This window comes from Bacillus sp. EB106-06-01-XG163 (assembly GCF_058791615.1).
Genome location: NZ_JBYTDS010000016.1, coordinates 38705 through 56095 on the forward strand (window position 1 = coordinate 38705; position 17391 = coordinate 56095).

Annotated in this window: 17 protein-coding genes and 2 riboswitches; of the genes, 16 read left to right on the plus strand and 1 reads right to left on the minus strand. The window is 46.9% G+C overall.

Going from position 1 to position 17391, the window contains the following annotated elements:
- The first annotated feature begins 116 nt into the window (after positions 1-116).
- Positions 117-1658 (plus strand): glutamine-hydrolyzing GMP synthase, encoded by a 1542-nt coding sequence (gene guaA, locus AC3WTF_RS16700; RefSeq protein WP_007408887.1) that lies wholly within the window; start codon positions 117-119, stop codon positions 1656-1658.
- A gap of 184 nt (positions 1659-1842) precedes the next feature.
- Here the strand turns inward: guaA and AC3WTF_RS16705 are convergent, their stop codons facing one another.
- Positions 1843-2610, minus strand: coding sequence for a GNAT family N-acetyltransferase (locus AC3WTF_RS16705; RefSeq protein WP_047935403.1), 768 nt, complete (start codon positions 2608-2610; stop codon positions 1843-1845).
- Between the two features lie 319 nt (positions 2611-2929).
- Between AC3WTF_RS16705 and AC3WTF_RS16710 the strand changes: the two genes are divergently transcribed.
- From AC3WTF_RS16710 to purF, 15 genes are all read left to right on the plus strand, one after another.
- The gene (locus AC3WTF_RS16710) at positions 2930-3463 is read left to right on the plus strand and encodes a sigma-70 family RNA polymerase sigma factor (protein WP_007408889.1); all 534 of its coding nucleotides are present in this window, start codon (positions 2930-2932) and stop codon (positions 3461-3463) included.
- On the plus strand, positions 3445-4887 hold the full coding sequence (locus AC3WTF_RS16715; protein WP_032867595.1) for a DUF4179 domain-containing protein: 1443 nt from the start codon (positions 3445-3447) through the stop codon (positions 4885-4887). Before AC3WTF_RS16710 ends, AC3WTF_RS16715 begins: the two co-directional genes overlap by 19 nt.
- 123 nt (positions 4888-5010) lie before the next feature.
- Positions 5011-5112, plus strand: a riboswitch (purine riboswitch).
- Positions 5113-5243: 131 nt separating this feature from the next.
- On the plus strand, positions 5244-6566 hold the full coding sequence (locus tag AC3WTF_RS16720; RefSeq protein WP_007408891.1) for an NCS2 family permease: 1323 nt from the start codon (positions 5244-5246) through the stop codon (positions 6564-6566).
- 196 nt (positions 6567-6762) lie between these two features.
- A complete protein-coding gene (locus AC3WTF_RS16725) occupies positions 6763-7545 on the plus strand; it encodes a DUF6574 domain-containing protein (protein WP_047935404.1) in 783 nt (260 codons plus the stop codon).
- 138 nt (positions 7546-7683) lie between these two features.
- Entirely contained in the window at positions 7684-7857 is a 174-nt protein-coding gene (locus AC3WTF_RS16730) for a Fur-regulated basic protein FbpA (protein WP_003155777.1), read from the plus strand.
- Positions 7858-7976: 119 nt separating this feature from the next.
- Positions 7977-8531 carry a DUF2179 domain-containing protein gene (locus tag AC3WTF_RS16735; protein WP_007408893.1) on the plus strand — a complete coding sequence of 185 codons (555 nt, stop codon included), beginning with the start codon at positions 7977-7979 and terminating at the stop codon, positions 8529-8531.
- Positions 8528-8725, plus strand: coding sequence for an NETI motif-containing protein (locus AC3WTF_RS16740; RefSeq protein ID WP_007609843.1), 198 nt, complete (start codon positions 8528-8530; stop codon positions 8723-8725). Before AC3WTF_RS16735 ends, AC3WTF_RS16740 begins: the two co-directional genes overlap by 4 nt.
- 78 nt (positions 8726-8803) lie before the next feature.
- A riboswitch (purine riboswitch) is annotated at positions 8804-8905 on the plus strand.
- Between the two features lie 132 nt (positions 8906-9037).
- Entirely contained in the window at positions 9038-9526 is a 489-nt protein-coding gene (gene purE, locus AC3WTF_RS16745; protein ID WP_007408894.1) for a 5-(carboxyamino)imidazole ribonucleotide mutase, read from the plus strand.
- Positions 9480-10661 (plus strand): 5-(carboxyamino)imidazole ribonucleotide synthase, encoded by a 1182-nt coding sequence (gene purK, locus AC3WTF_RS16750; protein ID WP_047935405.1) that lies wholly within the window; start codon positions 9480-9482, stop codon positions 10659-10661. The genes purE and purK overlap by 47 nt, the downstream gene beginning before the upstream one ends.
- Complete coding sequence (purB, locus tag AC3WTF_RS16755; protein ID WP_007408896.1) at positions 10661-11953, plus strand: adenylosuccinate lyase; 1293 nt, start codon at positions 10661-10663, stop codon at positions 11951-11953. Before purK ends, purB begins: the two co-directional genes overlap by 1 nt.
- Before the next feature lie 75 nt (positions 11954-12028).
- Positions 12029-12748: a phosphoribosylaminoimidazolesuccinocarboxamide synthase gene (gene purC / locus AC3WTF_RS16760; RefSeq protein ID WP_047935407.1), complete on the plus strand. Its 720-nt coding sequence runs from the start codon at positions 12029-12031 to the stop codon at positions 12746-12748.
- The gene (gene purS, locus AC3WTF_RS16765) at positions 12748-13002 is read left to right on the plus strand and encodes a phosphoribosylformylglycinamidine synthase subunit PurS (RefSeq protein ID WP_003155758.1); all 255 of its coding nucleotides are present in this window, start codon (positions 12748-12750) and stop codon (positions 13000-13002) included. Before purC ends, purS begins: the two co-directional genes overlap by 1 nt.
- Positions 12999-13682: a phosphoribosylformylglycinamidine synthase subunit PurQ gene (gene purQ, locus AC3WTF_RS16770; RefSeq protein WP_007408898.1), complete on the plus strand. Its 684-nt coding sequence runs from the start codon at positions 12999-13001 to the stop codon at positions 13680-13682. The genes purS and purQ overlap by 4 nt, the downstream gene beginning before the upstream one ends.
- On the plus strand, positions 13666-15894 hold the full coding sequence (purL, locus tag AC3WTF_RS16775; RefSeq protein WP_047935408.1) for a phosphoribosylformylglycinamidine synthase subunit PurL: 2229 nt from the start codon (positions 13666-13668) through the stop codon (positions 15892-15894). The genes purQ and purL overlap by 17 nt, the downstream gene beginning before the upstream one ends.
- Complete coding sequence (gene purF / locus AC3WTF_RS16780) at positions 15870-17300, plus strand: amidophosphoribosyltransferase (RefSeq protein WP_007609856.1); 1431 nt, start codon at positions 15870-15872, stop codon at positions 17298-17300. Before purL ends, purF begins: the two co-directional genes overlap by 25 nt.
- The last annotated feature ends 91 nt before the right edge of the window (positions 17301-17391 follow it).

Consider the following 17391-nt stretch of genomic DNA (forward strand, 5'->3'; position numbering starts at 1 on the left):
GGAGCCCGGGAGCGTTAAAAAGCCGGGCTTCCGGACAAGTCTTGCGCGACAGAGGGCTGAACGTTTGTCCTCCGTTTTTTCTGTGTCAAAAACTTAGAGGAGATTAGGTGACAACCATGACGAAGTTAGTGAATGAAATGATTCTTGTTCTTGATTTCGGCAGTCAGTATAACCAGCTGATTACCCGCCGGATCCGTGAATTTGGCGTATATAGCGAGCTGCACCCCCATACGTTGACAGCTGAGGAAATCAAAGAAATGAATCCAAAAGGAATTATCCTTTCAGGCGGACCGAACAGTGTATATGATGAAGGATCTTTCCGCTGTGACGAAAAAATCTTTGAACTCGATATTCCTGTATTAGGCATCTGCTACGGCATGCAGCTGATGACTCATTATCTCGGAGGAAAAGTCGAGGCGGCAAGCCAGCGCGAATACGGAAAAGCCAACATTCAGATTCAAGGAACTCCTGACTTGTTCAAAGATCTTCCGGAAGAACAAGTTGTCTGGATGAGCCACGGCGATTTGGTTGTAGAAGTTCCAGAAGGCTTCACTGTTGACGCAACAAGCCATCACTGTCCGAATTCAGCGATGAGCAAAGCGGACAAGAATTGGTACGGCGTTCAGTTCCACCCGGAAGTGCGCCACTCTGAATACGGCAATGATCTTCTGAAAAACTTTGTATTCGGCGTTTGCGATTGTGAAGGCAAATGGTCAATGGAAAACTTTATCGAAATCGAAATGCAAAAAATCCGTGAAACAGTCGGAGACAAGCAGGTTCTTTGCGCGCTAAGCGGCGGTGTTGATTCCTCTGTTGTGGCTGCTTTAATTCATAAAGCGATCGGCGACCAGCTGACTTGTATTTTCGTCGATCACGGCCTGCTTCGTAAAGGCGAAGCGGAAGGCGTCATGAAAACGTTCAGCGAAGGCTTTAATATGAATGTCATTAAAGTTGATGCGAAAGACAGATTCTTAAACAAGCTGAAAGGTGTTTCTGATCCAGAGCAAAAACGCAAAATCATCGGCAACGAATTCATTTACGTATTTGATGATGAAGCGGACAAGCTTAAAGGCATCGATTATCTTGCGCAAGGAACGCTTTACACGGATATTATCGAGAGCGGTACTGCAACGGCGCAAACGATCAAATCGCATCACAATGTCGGCGGACTTCCTGAAGATATGCAGTTTGAACTGATCGAGCCGCTGAACACCCTTTTCAAAGACGAAGTGCGCGCGCTCGGCACAGAGCTCGGCCTTCCGGATGATATCGTATGGCGTCAGCCGTTCCCGGGCCCTGGACTTGGCATCCGCGTACTCGGCGAAGTAACGGAAGAAAAACTTGAGATCGTTCGTGAATCAGACGCGATTCTGCGTGAAGAAGTGGCGAACCACGGCCTTGAGCGCGACATCTGGCAGTACTTCACGGTTCTTCCTGACATCCGCAGCGTCGGCGTCATGGGAGATGCGAGAACGTATGATTACACAATCGGTATCCGTGCCGTAACATCAATTGACGGCATGACATCTGACTGGGCGCGTATCCCTTGGGATGTGCTTGAAGTGATTTCAACACGGATCGTCAACGAAGTGAAACACATCAACCGCGTCGTGTATGACATTACGAGCAAGCCGCCTGCAACGATTGAGTGGGAATAGTCAAAAGAAGCTTAGAATCCTTGGTTTATAAGGGTTCTAAGCTCTTTTTTCTTTTATAGCAACAATTGATCCAATATTATTAATTGAATCGTGAATTTTAAAGAAAAAGTATTCCACAATGGGATAATAATTAATGTTGTTTTAGAATAAAGTTTGTTCAAATTAAGCAAATTAAAGAAACCCTCTATTCAAATACAACCATTTCTCCGACATCTATAAATCCAAATCGCTTATAGATATTTTTTCCATCCTCTGAAGCCTGTAATACAACTGGTTTTTGTTTATCCTTTGTTTGCTTTAGAAGAAATTGAAACATTTCACTGCCAATTCCTTTACCTCTAAATGTTTCTTTTGTCATCACATCATAAATACCATAGCTATCTTTGGTTTCTATTAATAAACCGGTAGTTACAGGCATTTCATCTATGCATCCAATAAACATCTGAACTTCTGAACCTAATTTTACTTGTGAAAACGTATTAAAATAACTTTCTAGTGCATCTTTTTCTGGTGTACCCTCAAATAAGCTCGTGAATATGTCTATATATTTTAAAAGTTCTTCATCATTTTTCACAGCAGTAATCATAAGCTGATGGGAAATTCTTTGCCCAACATTAAGAGTATTTTCAAGTTTCATCATTACATTACGTTCCGCTTCTTTTAGATCATATTCTTGTATAAGTTTTGTCCAATCCTCAGTTAAATACTGAGCATCAATCCAAATACTAAAGGGATATTTTTTATATGAAAAATTATCGATTCCATGTCTGATCTTAACTGTATTTTTGATATTTGGAGATTTCGGTAATATTACATTGAATGTATCAGTGGGGATTTTTGTATTTGCTATGATGAAATCTTCTTCCTTTGTAAGCTCTCCGCTAACTGTATGGGTAAATGATTTTAATTTTTCTTCCAAATTGTTTATGACTAATTGTTGATTTGTAATCATGTTTTTGCACCTTTCAATTCGATTTAGTGCGCTTTTTTTATTATAAGGTCAACTAAAACACTAAATCACAGTATTTACCCCCTCCCATAATATTCAGAACACGGGGGAGCAATATTTTTAATGGTAACTTCTAAATCAAGGAACTACAAACCCCAAAAGGCTTGATATTCAATAAATTAATTCTTATAATGTTTAGAAAGCATTGAGTGGGAATAAATGAAGATAAAAAAACGTCTCTTTTAAAAAAGAGGCGTTTTTTTTCATCTTTTTGAAACCGTTTTGCCCTGATTCATATCTAACAGCATAGGAGGTGGATAAGGTGAAGGAAGAACGATTGATCAAAAAGGCGAAAAAAGGTGATGCCGCAGCCTTTGAAAAACTGATCACAGCTCATCAGGAGACTTTATATAAAACAGCTTATCTCTATTTGCATCACAAGGAAGATACGCTGGACGCTGTTCAGGAAACGGCTTACAAGGCTTTTCTTCATATCGCGCAGCTGAAGGAGCCGAAATATTTTAAAACGTGGCTGATCCGGATTTTGCTTCATACGATTTTTGCGATGAGGAAAAAGCACGGAGACGTCATCCCGTTTGAGCCGCAACATGATACACGCGCGGAGAATAAGAACATTGAAGAATACATAGATCTTCGGAATGCCTTGGAAACGCTTGACGAACATATACAGCTGACCATTCAGCTTTATTATTTTCAAGATTTCTCGATTGCTATGATCGCTGAACAGACCGGTATGGCGGAAGGCACTGTGAAAACGCATCTGCACAGGGCGAGAAAAGCATTGAAGCAGGAGCTGGAAAAGGAGGATAAACATATATGGAAAAGCATCAAATGAAGCAATTGTATCAGGACATTGACGTGCCGAAAGCTGAATTGAAAAACGTGATACACAGCGCTGCTGTCCGTGCCGGAAAAGAAGGCGCCGTCAGACGGAGATGGGGACGAAAAGTGATAAACGGCCTCGCGGTTGCTGCTGCTTTGTTTATTCTGTATCTGTCCTCAGGTTTATTCATGCCCTCCGTTAATACGGCTATGGGAAACATTCCTGTTGCCGGACAAATTTACAGTCTGTTTCAGGATAAGGCAGGTTCTGCGCTGTTTAAAAGCAATTTGGTGACAAAACTGAATGAGAAAGCGGAATCACGCGGGATTACGGTGACAGTGAAAAGTGTGTATTACGACAGCGGACAGCTCGTTTACAATTTTACCGTTGACAATTTGAAATCAGATGAGGAGAGCATCTCTTTTCAAGTTGATTATAAAGATCCACGGAATATGTTAGCAGAGGATTATGACAGCAGTGATATGAAAAAAATGAAAGACGGGCGGTACGCTGGGCAGCTTCGCCTGTTCACGGACGGCTCAAAGCTGAAAGACGGTGATAAGCTTCCGCTTGTCATTACACAAATCAAGGATATCCCCGGAAACTGGCGCTTTACACTTCCGATCAAAAAACAAAAGTCCGTTTCTCTTGAAGGAACGAAAGCTGTGAATGTAAATCACGGATTATACCGCTTTTTCGATATCCGGGCGGAGAACGGAACGATGGGATCGGCTCTCCTGTATTCTATCGACTTTCTAGATGCAGCTAAAAATGATGCCATCTCGATTGACGAAGCAACGGATGATGCAGGAAACCATTATGAAATGACGATGTCGAATATTGAACTTGGCGGCAGAAAGAATCTTCCCGGAGGCGGGAAAAGAATACGCGGCCAAACTCAATTCAGCAAACCGATAGACCCGAAAGCGAAAACACTTTTCATAACGGGTGATATAAAATCAGAATCAGAGCCTGGAGAAATTGTCCCTTTGAAAACAAAACTGCCCGTCAGCTATGAAACGAAACATCATCATGTCGGCATTACCATCAAAAAAATCAAACAGCAAGGCAGACGGGTAATTGTGGATTATCAATTCAGCGGAATTGATGTAAGCAAGGCGGATGAAGATCAGCTGATCAATGTCGGTGAGTCAATCGGTCTCGGCAATACGAAAAAAATGAAAACCTGGCCATCAGTTGATGAGTATGAAAAAGGCTATTATCTGAAAGGGAATAAGGCGAAAGTCATGAATCTTAAAACGGGTGAAATGGAATCCGTTTTTGAATTGGATGATTCATCCGATAAAGACTATTCGTTGCGCGATTTTTCATTCGATTCATACGCTTTGTACGTCAATCAAACGGCCATGAACATTTTAGCAGGTGACAGCAAGATCACATTCGCGGTGCCGGTTCGGCCTGCGGACGGAAAATGATGTCTGGAAGGCGGCTTTTGCCGTCTTCCATTTTTGGTCAATTAACGAATAAACCAAATTTTTTTAACGGGATTGTTCGTTTTTTTTATTGAGTTTTCAAAATTGAATTGATACAATAGACTCAGAAATCAAATATGCAGATATCGTATAATGGCGGGGATATGGCCCGCAAGTTTCTACCAAGCTACCGTAAATGGCTTGACTACGGATCAATCTCAATCGTTTGATATAAATAATCCATTCTTATTTATTCAGACTGAACGTATGTAGTCAAGCGTCCCAAATGTATTTGGGGCGTTTTTTATTTGGCGGATAACGGGCAGAATAAATGGGAGAGAATGAAGGAGGCAATTGGCTTGAAGCAATTTTTTCAGTTTGATGAGCTGGGGACAAGCTATCGTAATGAAATCATCGGCGGTTTAACGACCTTTTTGTCAATGGCGTACATTCTGTTCGTCAATCCGCTGACATTGTCTTTAAACGGTGTGAAAGGATTTCCCGAAGCATTAAAAATTGATCAGGGCGCGGTGTTCACCGCTACAGCCTTGGCATCTGCGGCCGGCTGTATTTTAATGGGGCTCATTGCAAAGTATCCGATCGCGATTGCGCCGGGTATGGGATTAAATGCGTTTTTTGCTTTCTCTGTCGTACTCGGCATGGGGATTTCATGGCAGGCTGCGCTTTCCGGCGTCTTAATTTCCGGAATTATCTTCGTGGCGCTTTCGCTGACGGGACTGCGGGAAAAAATCATTAATGCGATTCCGCCTGAGCTGAAATTGGCGGTCGGCGCGGGTATCGGTTTGTTTATCACATTTGTCGGTTTGCAGGGTTCGGGCATTATTGAAGCGAACTCATCGACTTTGGTGTCTATCGGCAATATTCACAGCGGCCCTGTGCTGCTGACGGTTTTCGGTGTTATTGTGACGGTCATTCTGATGGTGCTTCGCGTAAACGGCGGCGTATTTATCGGAATGCTTCTGACGGCGGTTGCCGGCATGGTCTGCGGACTGATTCCGGTTCCGACGCACATTGTCGGCAGCGTGCCGAGTCTTGCGCCGACTTTCGGACAGGCGTGGATGCATCTTCCGGATATCTTCTCCGTCCAAATGCTGATTGTCATTTTAACTTTCTTGTTCGTCGGGTTTTTCGATACGGCCGGAACGCTGGTGGCTGTAGCGACACAGGCCGGGCTGATGAAGGAAAACAAACTTCCGCGTGCGGGAAGAGCGCTTCTGGCAGATTCGACATCAATCGTTATCGGAGCCGTACTCGGTACGTCTACAACGACTTCTTATGTTGAATCCAGCTCAGGCGTTGCGGCGGGGGCGCGCTCCGGCTTCGCGGCTGTTGTGACGGGCATTCTCTTTTTGCTGGCGATGTTTTTCTCGCCGCTTCTGTCAGTTGTCACCACGAATGTGACGGCTCCGGCTTTAATTATTGTCGGCGCGCTGATGGTGGCGCCGCTCGGTAAGATCGCCTGGGATAAATTCGAGGTGGCTGTGCCGGCATTCTTAACGATGATTATGATGCCGCTGACGTACAGCATTGCGACGGGGATTGCGATCGGTTTTATATTCTACCCGATTACAATGATCTGCAAAGGAAAAGGAAAAAGCGTTCACCCGATTATGTACGGGCTGTTCGTCATCTTTATCCTGTATTTCATCTTCTTGAAATAACGGAAAACCGGCTGAGGACAGCCGGTTTTTTGTTTTTGTCCTATTCCGTAAAACCAATACATACTATAAAACGTCATGTGGGTGTCCGGGTGAAGAAAACCGCTTGACTGTTTAAGGACGCTTCGGTACCTTATATAAGTGTTTTATTTTCTTGTTTAACAAATTCCGCCGTATTTTTTTGATAGGAGTTGCTGACATGACGGAAGAAAGAAAAGAAACGTTGGAAGAAGAAAAACAGCATCAGGGGACTGATGAAGAACCGCTGTCGAGAATGTCCAGAAATGCGGGACGTTATCAAAAGCAAAAGAAAAAAGATAAGGAACGGCGCCCGGCTTCGGCTTTTACGGAAAAACTCGCTTCTGCATGGGCCGCGGTCAAACGTTATTGCCGTTTCGCGCTGCGCATTTTGACATCACCGGTGAAGGTCGTTGGGGAAGACGGCTTTTCCCGCTTTAAATATGCTCTTATTTCAATGCTTGTATTCAGTATCTTTTTCTCAATCGGAAATTGGTTTCAGCTGAGGGCAAGCCAGCAAAGGCCTCTCGGATACGGGGAGCGGCATCATACGTTTTTTGACGGCTTTACCGTCGTTCTCGTGTATACGCTCGTCTTTTTTGCCGCTGCGGCGGGCGCGGTCTGGCTTGTATCACGCTATATGATGAAACAGAAAATCACGATGCGGGATGCGGCCGCGGGGGTCGGATCGCTTTTGGTTCCGGCTGTCGCCTGCTCTATCGTGTGGATGATTTTCGCGATATTGAATCTGCCGGTCATCACCGTGGTGTTTACGGCGCTGACCTTGTTTCTGGCCGCCTCGGCGATGGTGCAGTTTGTGCAGATTCTATACAAATCGGCTGAAAAGCCTGCGGCTGACGTGATGTACTGTATTTCCGCGGCGGTTATCATCATGCTCGTTTTTACGGCTGTGACATGGCCGCTTATTTCAGAGTACTTTACTGCTTCGCTGATCCCTTTATAAGTCGAAATTTGTCTTTCACAATGTTTACAAATTTTTCTAATAAAGCGTGTTGTTTTGAGGACCCGGCCGAGATATGATGAGAGCAACAGCAATTCGAAAGCGGCACTACTCTTTATGATTCGGAAAGGGATGATGAAGATGGCCCCGTTGTTGCGAGAAGCCATTAATCGGAAAAAACAGCACCTGAGAACAAAGCTGATCCGCTCAGGGTTTTATCAAGACCATGTTCAGGAACTGTCCGGATACACGCTGAGTGAACTTGAGAAGGAATATGAAGCCGTCAAACGATTGAAAAAAGCCGAGCTTCACTGATAAGAGCTTGAAAGTCTGCCTTGCGGGGCGGGCTTTTTTTTCTTTTGAAAATGATGAAAAGAGGGTAAACTATCCTTAATTGAAAGATTGGCTTTTCAAAGTCAGAGGAGGGGGAATCAATGATGCAGACGATTTTATCCAACAGTATAGGTATGGTTCTCATTATTCTCATCATTAACATTATATATGTCTCTTTCTTTACGATCAGGATGATTCTGACATTAAAGGGACAGCGCTATTTCGCCGCAGGCATCAGTACGATTGAAATCCTTGTGTATGTGACCGGCCTGAGTCTTGTGCTCGGCAATCTGAATCAAATTCAAAACGTCATTGCCTATGCGCTCGGCTACGGCCTCGGCGTCATAGTGGGAATGAAAATTGAAGAAAAACTGGCGCTCGGCTACATAACAGTCAACGTCATTACGAAAGAGCTTGATCTGGACCTGCCGAAACAGCTCCGGGAAAAAGGATACGGGGTTACAAGCTGGGTTGCGGGCGGACTTGAAGGAGACCGGACCGCCATGCAGATTCTGACGCCGCGCAAATATGAGCTTCAGCTTTATGATACGATTAAAACGCTTGATGAAAAAGCGTTTATCATCGCTTTTGAGCCGAAAGCGATCCACGGCGGATTCTGGGTGAAAGCAGTGAAAAAGAGGAGAATTAAGGAATGACAAAGCCAAAGAAGAAACGGTTTGAAGTAACGGAAGATGAAACGATTGATACCATTCTCACTTTAATGAAGGAAGAGGGCTATATGCCCGTCCGGCGGATGGAAGAGCCGATCTTTACAGAAAAGAAAGAAAATGGATCAATTCAAGTCGTTCCTTGCGGGAAAAAAATCGTATTTGAAGGGAAATTGATCTAAACACGAACATTAAAAGAAAGAATTTTTATATCGTTCGATAATGTCGTTGACATTATCCAAGTCCGTTGTTAAGATAAACATGAAATCAAAACACGACCTCATATAATCTTGGGAATATGGCCCATAAGTTTCTACCCGGCTGCCGTAAACGGCCGGACTATGCAGGAAAGTGATAAACAGCTGACATGGATATCGCAGAAGCGAACGACTGACGATACGCGCGCCATGCCCGGTTTGTATTGCTTCCTCATAGTTGCAATATAAGCCGGGCTTTTTTTTCTGAAAAACAAAGCATGAGAAGGTGGGAACAGAATGCAGCCGCTAGCAGGAATCATCATGGGAAGCACCTCCGATTGGGAGACAATGAAACATGCATGCGACATACTTGACGAACTTCACATTCCTTATGAAAAACAGGTGGTATCCGCGCACCGGACGCCTGATTTGATGTTTGAATATGCAGAAAGCGCCAGAGACAGGGGCTTAAAAGTCATTATTGCCGGAGCCGGAGGAGCGGCGCATCTGCCGGGAATGACGGCGGCCAAAACGACGCTGCCGGTGATCGGCGTACCGGTTCAGACAAAATCGCTTAACGGGCTTGATTCTCTTCTGTCTATCGTACAGATGCCAGGCGGCGTGCCGGTCGCGACGACTGCGATCGGGAAAGCGGGCGCAGTGAACGCGGGTCTGTTAGCCGCGCAAATTTTGTCGGCATTTGACGATGCCATTGCGGATAAACTAGAGGCGAGAAGAAATGCGACAAAACAAACGGTGCTGGAAAGCAGTGATCAGCTTGTCTGATAAAAAAACGATTTACCCCGGCGCCGTCATCGGCATTATCGGAGGCGGACAGCTCGGAAAAATGATGGCTGTCGCCGCAAAACAAATGGGCTATAAAGTCGCTGTCGTCGATCCCGTGAAAGACTCGCCATGCGGACAGATCGCCGATATTGAGATTATCGCCCAGTACAATGACCGGGAAGCGATTCAAAAATTGGCCGGAGTCAGTGACATCATTACCTACGAATTTGAAAATATCGATTACGAGGCGCTCAACTGGCTCAAAGAACATGCATATCTTCCCCAGGGAAGCGAGCTGCTGCTCATCACCCAAAACAGGGAAACGGAAAAAAAGGCGATCCAGTCAGCAGGCTGTCAAGTCGCGCCTTATCGGATCGTAAACAGCGGACGGGAGCTTGAGGAAGCCGTTCAGGCACTGGGGCTCCCGGCGGTGCTGAAAACATGCCGCGGCGGATATGACGGCAAAGGCCAATTTGTCATTAAGGAAGAAGGACAGACAGATGAAGCGGCTGCGCTGTTAGAAAACGGCACGTGCATACTTGAAAGCTGGGTATCGTTCCGGATGGAGCTTTCCGTTATCGTGACGAGATCGGTGCACGGTGAGATTTCAACCTTTCCGGCTGCTGAAAATATTCACAAAAATAATATTCTGTTCCAAAGCATCGTGCCCGCGAGAGCGGAGGAAACGGTTCAAAAGCGGGCAGAGGCGCTTGCCGTTCAGCTCGCGGAGAAATTGGAACTTGTCGGGCCGCTTGCGGTGGAAATGTTCGTCACGGAAGACGGAAACCTTTTGATTAATGAACTGGCGCCGCGTCCTCACAACTCCGGTCATTATACGCTCGACCTTTGTGAAACGAGCCAATTCGAACAGCACATCAGAGCGGTCTGCGGACTTCCTCTCGGCAGAACCGATCTTCTCAAACCGGGAATGATGGTGAATCTGCTCGGTGATGAAGTGAAGCTTGCGGAGGAGCATACGGAGTTTTTAAAGGAAGCCAAACTGTACCTGTACGGAAAACATGAGATTAAAAAAGGCCGCAAAATGGGGCATATGACATTTTTGCGGAAGCCTGATGAAACATGGATTCAGGACATCACGAACATATGGATGAAAAGAGACGGAGGACGAGCATAATGATCGAACGTTATTCAAGACCTGAAATGTCCGCGATCTGGACGGACGAAAACAGATACCAGGCATGGCTGGAAGTCGAGATTTTAGCCTGTGAAGCCTGGGCTGAGCTTGGCGTCATTCCGAAAGAAGACGTCAAGGTCATGCGCGAAAACGCGTCTTTCGACATCAACCGCATTTTGGAAATCGAGCAGGATACGCGCCATGACGTCGTTGCATTCACCCGCGCGGTTTCAGAATCATTAGGCGAAGAAAGAAAATGGGTTCACTACGGCCTGACGTCAACAGATGTCGTGGATACCGCTCTTTCCTATCTATTAAAACAGGCGAATGAGATCTTGCTCAAGGACATTGAGAGATTTGTTGACATTATAAAAGAAAAAGCGAAAGAACATAAATACACGGTCATGATGGGCCGCACGCACGGCGTACACGCGGAACCGACGACATTCGGCCTGAAACTCGCGCTTTGGCATGAAGAAATGAAACGCAACCTTGAACGTTTCAAGCAGGCAAAAGAAGGGATCGAAGTCGGGAAGCTTTCCGGCGCGGTCGGCACATATGCAAATATTGATCCGTTCGTAGAACAGTATGTCTGTGAAAAACTCGGCCTGAAAGCGGCGCCGATTTCCACTCAGACATTACAGCGCGACCGTCATGCGGATTACATGGCGGCACTGGCTTTGATCGCGACGAGCATTGAAAAATTCGCAGTGGAAATCCGCGGTCTGCAAAAGAGTGAAACTCGTGAAGTGGAAGAGTTTTTTGCAAAAGGACAAAAAGGTTCATCGGCTATGCCTCATAAACGGAATCCGATCGGGTCGGAAAATATGACGGGCATGGCGCGCGTGATCCGCGGGTACATGCTGACGGCATACGAAAATGTACCGTTATGGCATGAGCGTGATATTTCTCATTCATCAGCTGAGCGCATCATTCTTCCTGACGCGACAATCGCGCTGAATTACATGCTGAACCGATTCAGCAATATCGTCAAAAACTTAACGGTATTCCCGGAAAATATGAAACGCAACATGGACCGCACACTCGGTTTAATCTACTCTCAGCGCGTGCTGCTTGCTTTAATCGACACGGGTCTGCCTCGTGAAGAAGCATATGACACGGTTCAGCCGAAAGCGATGGAAGCATGGGAAAAACAAGTGCCGTTCCGCCAGCTTGTCGAAGCGGAGGAAAAAATCACGTCCCGTCTCACACCGGAACAGATTGCCGATTGCTTTGACTACAATTATCATTTGAAAAACGTCGACTTGATCTTTGAGCGTTTAGGTTTATAGAAGAAGCCAGCCGGAGGCGGCTTCTTCAGCCGCCATAGATTGAATATTCCCAACATTCGGGTTAGGAGGCCTTCCGTGAATATTGTGAACAATAATCTTCTTTATGAAGGAAAAGCGAAACGGATTTATCAAACTGAAGACGAACAGATTCTCCGCGTGGTCTACAAGGATTCCGCAACAGCCTTTAACGGTGAGAAAAAAGCGGAGATCAGCGGAAAGGGCCGTCTGAACAATGAAATTTCAAGCCTGATTTTCAAACATCTGCACGCCAAAGGAATTGACAACCACTTTGTGGAGCGTGTTTCAGAATCAGAGCAGCTTATCAAAAAAGTGAGCATCATTCCGCTTGAAGTCGTGGTCAGAAACATTGCCGCCGGAAGCATGTCGAAACGTCTCGGCATCCCGGAAGGAACTGAGCTTCCGCAGCCGATTATCGAATTTTACTATAAAGATGACGCACTCGGCGATCCGCTCATCACAGAAGATCATATCTGGCTTTTAAAAGCGGCGGCTCCTGAGCAGGTGGAAACGATCAAATCGATTACAAAACAGGTGAATCAAGAGCTGCAGCATATTTTTGAAGACTGCGGCGTCAGATTAATAGATTTTAAGCTGGAATTCGGCTTAGACGCAGAGGAACGGGTTCTTTTAGCGGATGAAATTTCTCCTGACACGTGCCGTCTGTGGGACAAAGACACAAACGAAAAGCTCGATAAAGATTTGTTCAGACGGAACCTGGGAAGCTTAACCGACGCATATGAAGAGATTTTCAAAAGACTGGGAGGCATTTCATAATGTATAAAGTGAAAGTTTATGTCAGCTTAAAAGAAAGTGTGCTCGATCCTCAAGGAAGCGCGGTGCAGCATGCATTGCACAGCATGACCTACAATGAAGTGCAGGATGTGCGCATCGGAAAATATATGGAGCTGACGATTGAAAAATCTGACCGCGATCTTGACGCGCTCGTGAAAGAAATGTGTGAAAAGCTCCTTGCCAATACAGTCATTGAAGACTACCGATATGAAGTTGAGGAGGTTGTCGCACAGTGAAATTTGCGGTGATTGTGTTACCCGGCTCCAACTGTGATATTGATATGTTCCACGCCGTAAAGGACGAACTCGGCGAAGAAGTCGAGTATGTCTGGCACGAGGAAACAAGCCTTGACGGATTTGACGGCGTGCTCATCCCCGGCGGGTTTTCATACGGCGATTACTTGAGATGCGGCGCCATCGCCAGATTCGCAAACATCATGCCGGCTGTGAAAAAAGCGGCTGCCGAAGGAAAACCGGTTCTCGGCGTCTGCAACGGATTCCAGATTCTGCAGGAGCTCGGACTTCTGCCCGGCGCGATGAGACGCAACAAAGATTTAAAGTTCATCTGCCGACCGGTTGAATTAATCGTGCAGAACGGCGGTACGTTATTCACATCTTCCTATGAAAAAGGACAATCGATTACGATTCCGGTTGCCCACGGCGAAGGCAATTTCTACTGTGATGACGAAACGCTTGAAAGATTAAAAGAAAACAATCAAATCGCCTTCACATACGGCGGCGATATTAACGGAAGCGTCAGCGGCATTGCCGGCGTCGTGAATGAGAAAGGCAACGTATTAGGCATGATGCCTCACCCTGAGCGCGCAGTCGATGAACTGCTCGGCAGCGCAGACGGTCTTACATTGTTCCGGTCTATCGTGAAAAATTGGAGGGAAACTCATGTCGCTACTGCTTGAACCAAGTAAAGAACAAATAAAAGAAGAGAAACTCTATCAGCAAATGGGTGTCAGTGATGACGAGTTCGCACTCATTGAATCTATTATCGGAAGATTGCCGAACTACACGGAAATCGGGATTTTTTCCGTCATGTGGTCAGAGCACTGCAGCTATAAAAACTCAAAACCGGTTTTACGCAAATTCCCGACTAGCGGCGAACGCGTGCTGCAGGGTCCCGGAGAAGGCGCGGGAATCGTTGACATCGGTGACAATCAGGCGGTCGTGTTCAAAATTGAATCTCATAACCATCCGTCAGCGATTGAGCCATACCAAGGTGCTGCGACGGGAGTGGGCGGCATCATCCGTGACGTTTTCTCAATGGGCGCCCGTCCGATAGCTGTATTAAACTCTCTTCGATTTGGTGAGCTCACTTCACCTCGTGTGAAGTACTTGTTTGAAGAAGTAGTGGCGGGAATCGCGGGATACGGAAACTGTATCGGAATTCCGACGGTCGGCGGAGAAGTGCAGTTTGACGCAAGCTATGAGGGCAATCCGCTTGTCAATGCAATGTGCGTCGGCTTAATTGATCATAAAGATATTAAAAAAGGCCAGGCGAAAGGTGTCGGCAACACGGTCATGTACGTCGGCGCTAAAACGGGCCGCGACGGCATACACGGCGCTACTTTCGCATCAGAAGAAATGTCAGATTCATCTGAAGAAAAACGTTCCGCGGTGCAGGTCGGCGATCCTTTCATGGAAAAACTTCTCCTGGAAGCATGCCTTGAAGTCATCCAATGCGACGCCTTAGTCGGCATTCAGGATATGGGGGCGGCCGGTCTGACAAGTTCGAGTGCTGAAATGGCAAGCAAAGCCGGCTCAGGCATTGAAATGAACCTTGATCTCATTCCGCAGCGGGAAACAGGTATGACCGCTTACGAAATGATGCTTTCCGAGTCTCAGGAACGCATGCTTCTCGTCATTGAACGCGGACGTGAACAGGAAATTGTCGATATTTTTGATAAATATGATCTTGAAGCGGTTTCCGTAGGTCATGTTACGGATGATAAAATGCTCCGCCTCCGCCATAACGGAGAGGTTGTTTGCGAGCTTCCGGTTGACGCGCTGGCGGAAGAAGCGCCTGTATACCACAAGCCGTCAGCAGAACCCGCGTACTACCGCGAGTTTCAGGAAACAGAAGTTCCCGCGCCTGAAGTAAAAGATGGGACAGAGACGCTTTTTGCCTTGCTGCAGCAGCCGACAATTGCCAGCAAAGAGTGGGTGTACGATCAATATGACTACATGGTGCGCACAAATACGGTGGTCGCTCCGGGCTCTGACGCGGGAGTGCTCAGAATCCGCGGCACGAAAAAAGCGCTGGCGATGACGACGGATTGCAACGCCCGTTATTTATATCTTGATCCTGAAGAAGGCGGGAAAATCGCCGTTGCCGAAGCGGCGCGCAACATCGTATGCTCAGGCGCCGAACCGCTTGCGGTCACGGATAATCTGAATTTCGGAAACCCGGAAAAACCTGAAATTTTCTGGCAGATCGAAAAAGCGGCCGACGGCATCAGCGAGGCGTGCAATGTTCTCAGCACTCCCGTCATCGGCGGTAACGTATCACTTTATAATGAATCGAACGGAACGGCGATCTACCCGACGCCTGTTATCGGCATGGTCGGCTTAATTGAAGATACCGCTCATATTACGACACAGCATTTCAAACAAGCGGGGGATCTTGTATACGTGATCGGCGAAACAAAACCTGAGTTTGCCGGAAGCGAACTGCAAAAAATGACAGAAGGCCGCATTTACGGCAAAGCGCCGCAAATCGATCTTGATATAGAGCTGTCACGCCAAAAAGCATTGCTTGACGCGATTAAAAAAGGCTTCGTTCAATCCGCGCATGACGTATCAGAAGGCGGCTTAGGCGTAGCGGTTGCAGAAAGCGTCATGACGACGGAAAACCTTGGCGCCAACGTAACTGTTGCAGGGGAAGCGGCATTATTATTCTCTGAATCTCAATCACGCTTCGTCGTTTCAGTGAAAAAAGAACACCAAGAGGCGTTTGAAGCGGCTGTGGCTGATGCGGTTCATATCGGCGAGGTAACGGCTGACGGACTTCTGGCGATTCAAAACCAGGACGGACAACAATTGGTTCACGCGCAAACGAAAGAACTTGAGCGCGCGTGGAAAGGAGCTATTCCATGCTTGCTGAAATCAAAGGCCTGAATGAAGAATGCGGTGTGTTTGGCATCTGGGGACATGAAGAAGCTCCGCAGATCACATATTACGGCCTGCACAGCCTCCAGCACAGAGGACAGGAAGGCGCCGGCATCGTGGCGACTGACGGTGAAAAACTGACGGCGCATAAAGGACAGGGGCTTATTACCGAGGTTTTTCAAAACGGCGAACTGAGCAAAGTGAAGGGAAAAGGCGCGATCGGGCACGTCCGGTACGCAACGGCTGGCGGAGGCGGATATGAAAATGTCCAGCCGCTCCTGTTCCGTTCGCAAAACAACGGCAGCCTCGCGCTCGCCCATAACGGCAACTTGGTCAACGCCACACAGTTGAAGCAGCAGCTTGAAAACCAAGGGAGCATCTTTCAGACTTCCTCCGATACGGAAGTGCTGGCTCACCTGATTAAACGCAGCGGACACTTTTCGCTGAAGGATCAAATCAAAAATTCGCTATCTATGCTGAAAGGCGCTTATGCCTTTTTAATCATGACTGAAACAGAAATGATCGTAGCGCTTGACCCGAACGGACTCAGACCGCTGTCAATCGGCATGATGGGCGATGCTTACGTCGTCGCATCAGAAACATGCGCATTCGATGTGGTCGGCGCGACATACCTTCGCGAGGTAGAGCCGGGCGAAATGCTGATCATCAATGATGAAGGCATGAAATCAGAGCGTTTCTCCATGAATATCAACCGTTCCATCTGCAGCATGGAGTACATTTATTTCTCAAGGCCTGACAGCAATATTGACGGCATTAACGTGCACAGCGCCCGGAAAAACCTCGGAAAAATGCTTGCCCAGGAGTCCGCGGTTGAAGCGGATGTCGTCACAGGCGTGCCTGATTCCAGTATTTCTGCGGCTATCGGCTATGCCGAGGCAACGGGCATCCCGTACGAACTCGGTCTCATTAAAAACCGTTATGTCGGCAGAACGTTTATCCAGCCGTCACAGGCTCTCCGTGAGCAAGGCGTCAGAATGAAGCTGTCCGCCGTCCGCGGTGTTGTCGAAGGAAAACGGGTCGTCATGGTTGATGATTCCATCGTGCGCGGGACGACAAGCCGCCGGATTGTCACGATGCTCAGAGAAGCGGGTGCGACAGAGGTGCATGTGAAAATTAGTTCACCGCCGATCGCTCATCCGTGCTTCTACGGCATCGACACATCAACCCATGAGGAGCTGATCGCTTCTTCTCATTCCGTGGAAGAAATCCGCCAGATCATCGGTGCTGACACGCTTTCTTTCTTAAGTGTAGACGGATTGTTAAAAGGAGTCGGCCGAAAATTTGAAGACACCAATTGCGGACAATGCCTCGCTTGTTTTACGGGCAAATATCCGACGGAAATTTATCAGGATACAGTGCTTCCTCACGTAAAAGAAGCGGTGCTGACAAAATAAAATCTGAAAATGACATAAAGGCAGCGGGAATTCAGGCTGCCTTTCTCTTTCTGCCTTTTAAGGAGAAACGAATTGATAAGGAGTGATAGGG

Excerpts from the sequence above, each read along its gene's own strand:
- guaA (WP_007408887.1), top strand. The coding sequence starts at position 117 with ATGACGAAGTTAGTGAATGAAATGATTCTTGTTCTTGATTTCGGCAGT.
- AC3WTF_RS16705 (WP_047935403.1), bottom strand. The coding sequence starts at position 2,610 with ATGATTACAAATCAACAATTAGTCATAAACAATTTGGAAGAAAAATTA.
- AC3WTF_RS16715 (WP_032867595.1), top strand. The coding sequence starts at position 3,445 with ATGGAAAAGCATCAAATGAAGCAATTGTATCAGGACATTGACGTGCCG.
- AC3WTF_RS16725 (WP_047935404.1), top strand. The coding sequence starts at position 6,763 with ATGACGGAAGAAAGAAAAGAAACGTTGGAAGAAGAAAAACAGCATCAG.
- AC3WTF_RS16730 (WP_003155777.1), top strand. The coding sequence starts at position 7,684 with ATGGCCCCGTTGTTGCGAGAAGCCATTAATCGGAAAAAACAGCACCTG.
- AC3WTF_RS16735 (WP_007408893.1), top strand. The coding sequence starts at position 7,977 with ATGATGCAGACGATTTTATCCAACAGTATAGGTATGGTTCTCATTATT.
- AC3WTF_RS16740 (WP_007609843.1), top strand. The coding sequence starts at position 8,528 with ATGACAAAGCCAAAGAAGAAACGGTTTGAAGTAACGGAAGATGAAACG.
- purE (WP_007408894.1), top strand. The coding sequence starts at position 9,038 with ATGCAGCCGCTAGCAGGAATCATCATGGGAAGCACCTCCGATTGGGAG.
- purK (WP_047935405.1), top strand. The coding sequence starts at position 9,480 with ATGCGACAAAACAAACGGTGCTGGAAAGCAGTGATCAGCTTGTCTGAT.
- purB (WP_007408896.1), top strand. The coding sequence starts at position 10,661 with ATGATCGAACGTTATTCAAGACCTGAAATGTCCGCGATCTGGACGGAC.
- purS (WP_003155758.1), top strand. The coding sequence starts at position 12,748 with ATGTATAAAGTGAAAGTTTATGTCAGCTTAAAAGAAAGTGTGCTCGAT.
- purL (WP_047935408.1), top strand. The coding sequence starts at position 13,666 with ATGTCGCTACTGCTTGAACCAAGTAAAGAACAAATAAAAGAAGAGAAA.
- purF (WP_007609856.1), top strand. The coding sequence starts at position 15,870 with ATGCTTGCTGAAATCAAAGGCCTGAATGAAGAATGCGGTGTGTTTGGC.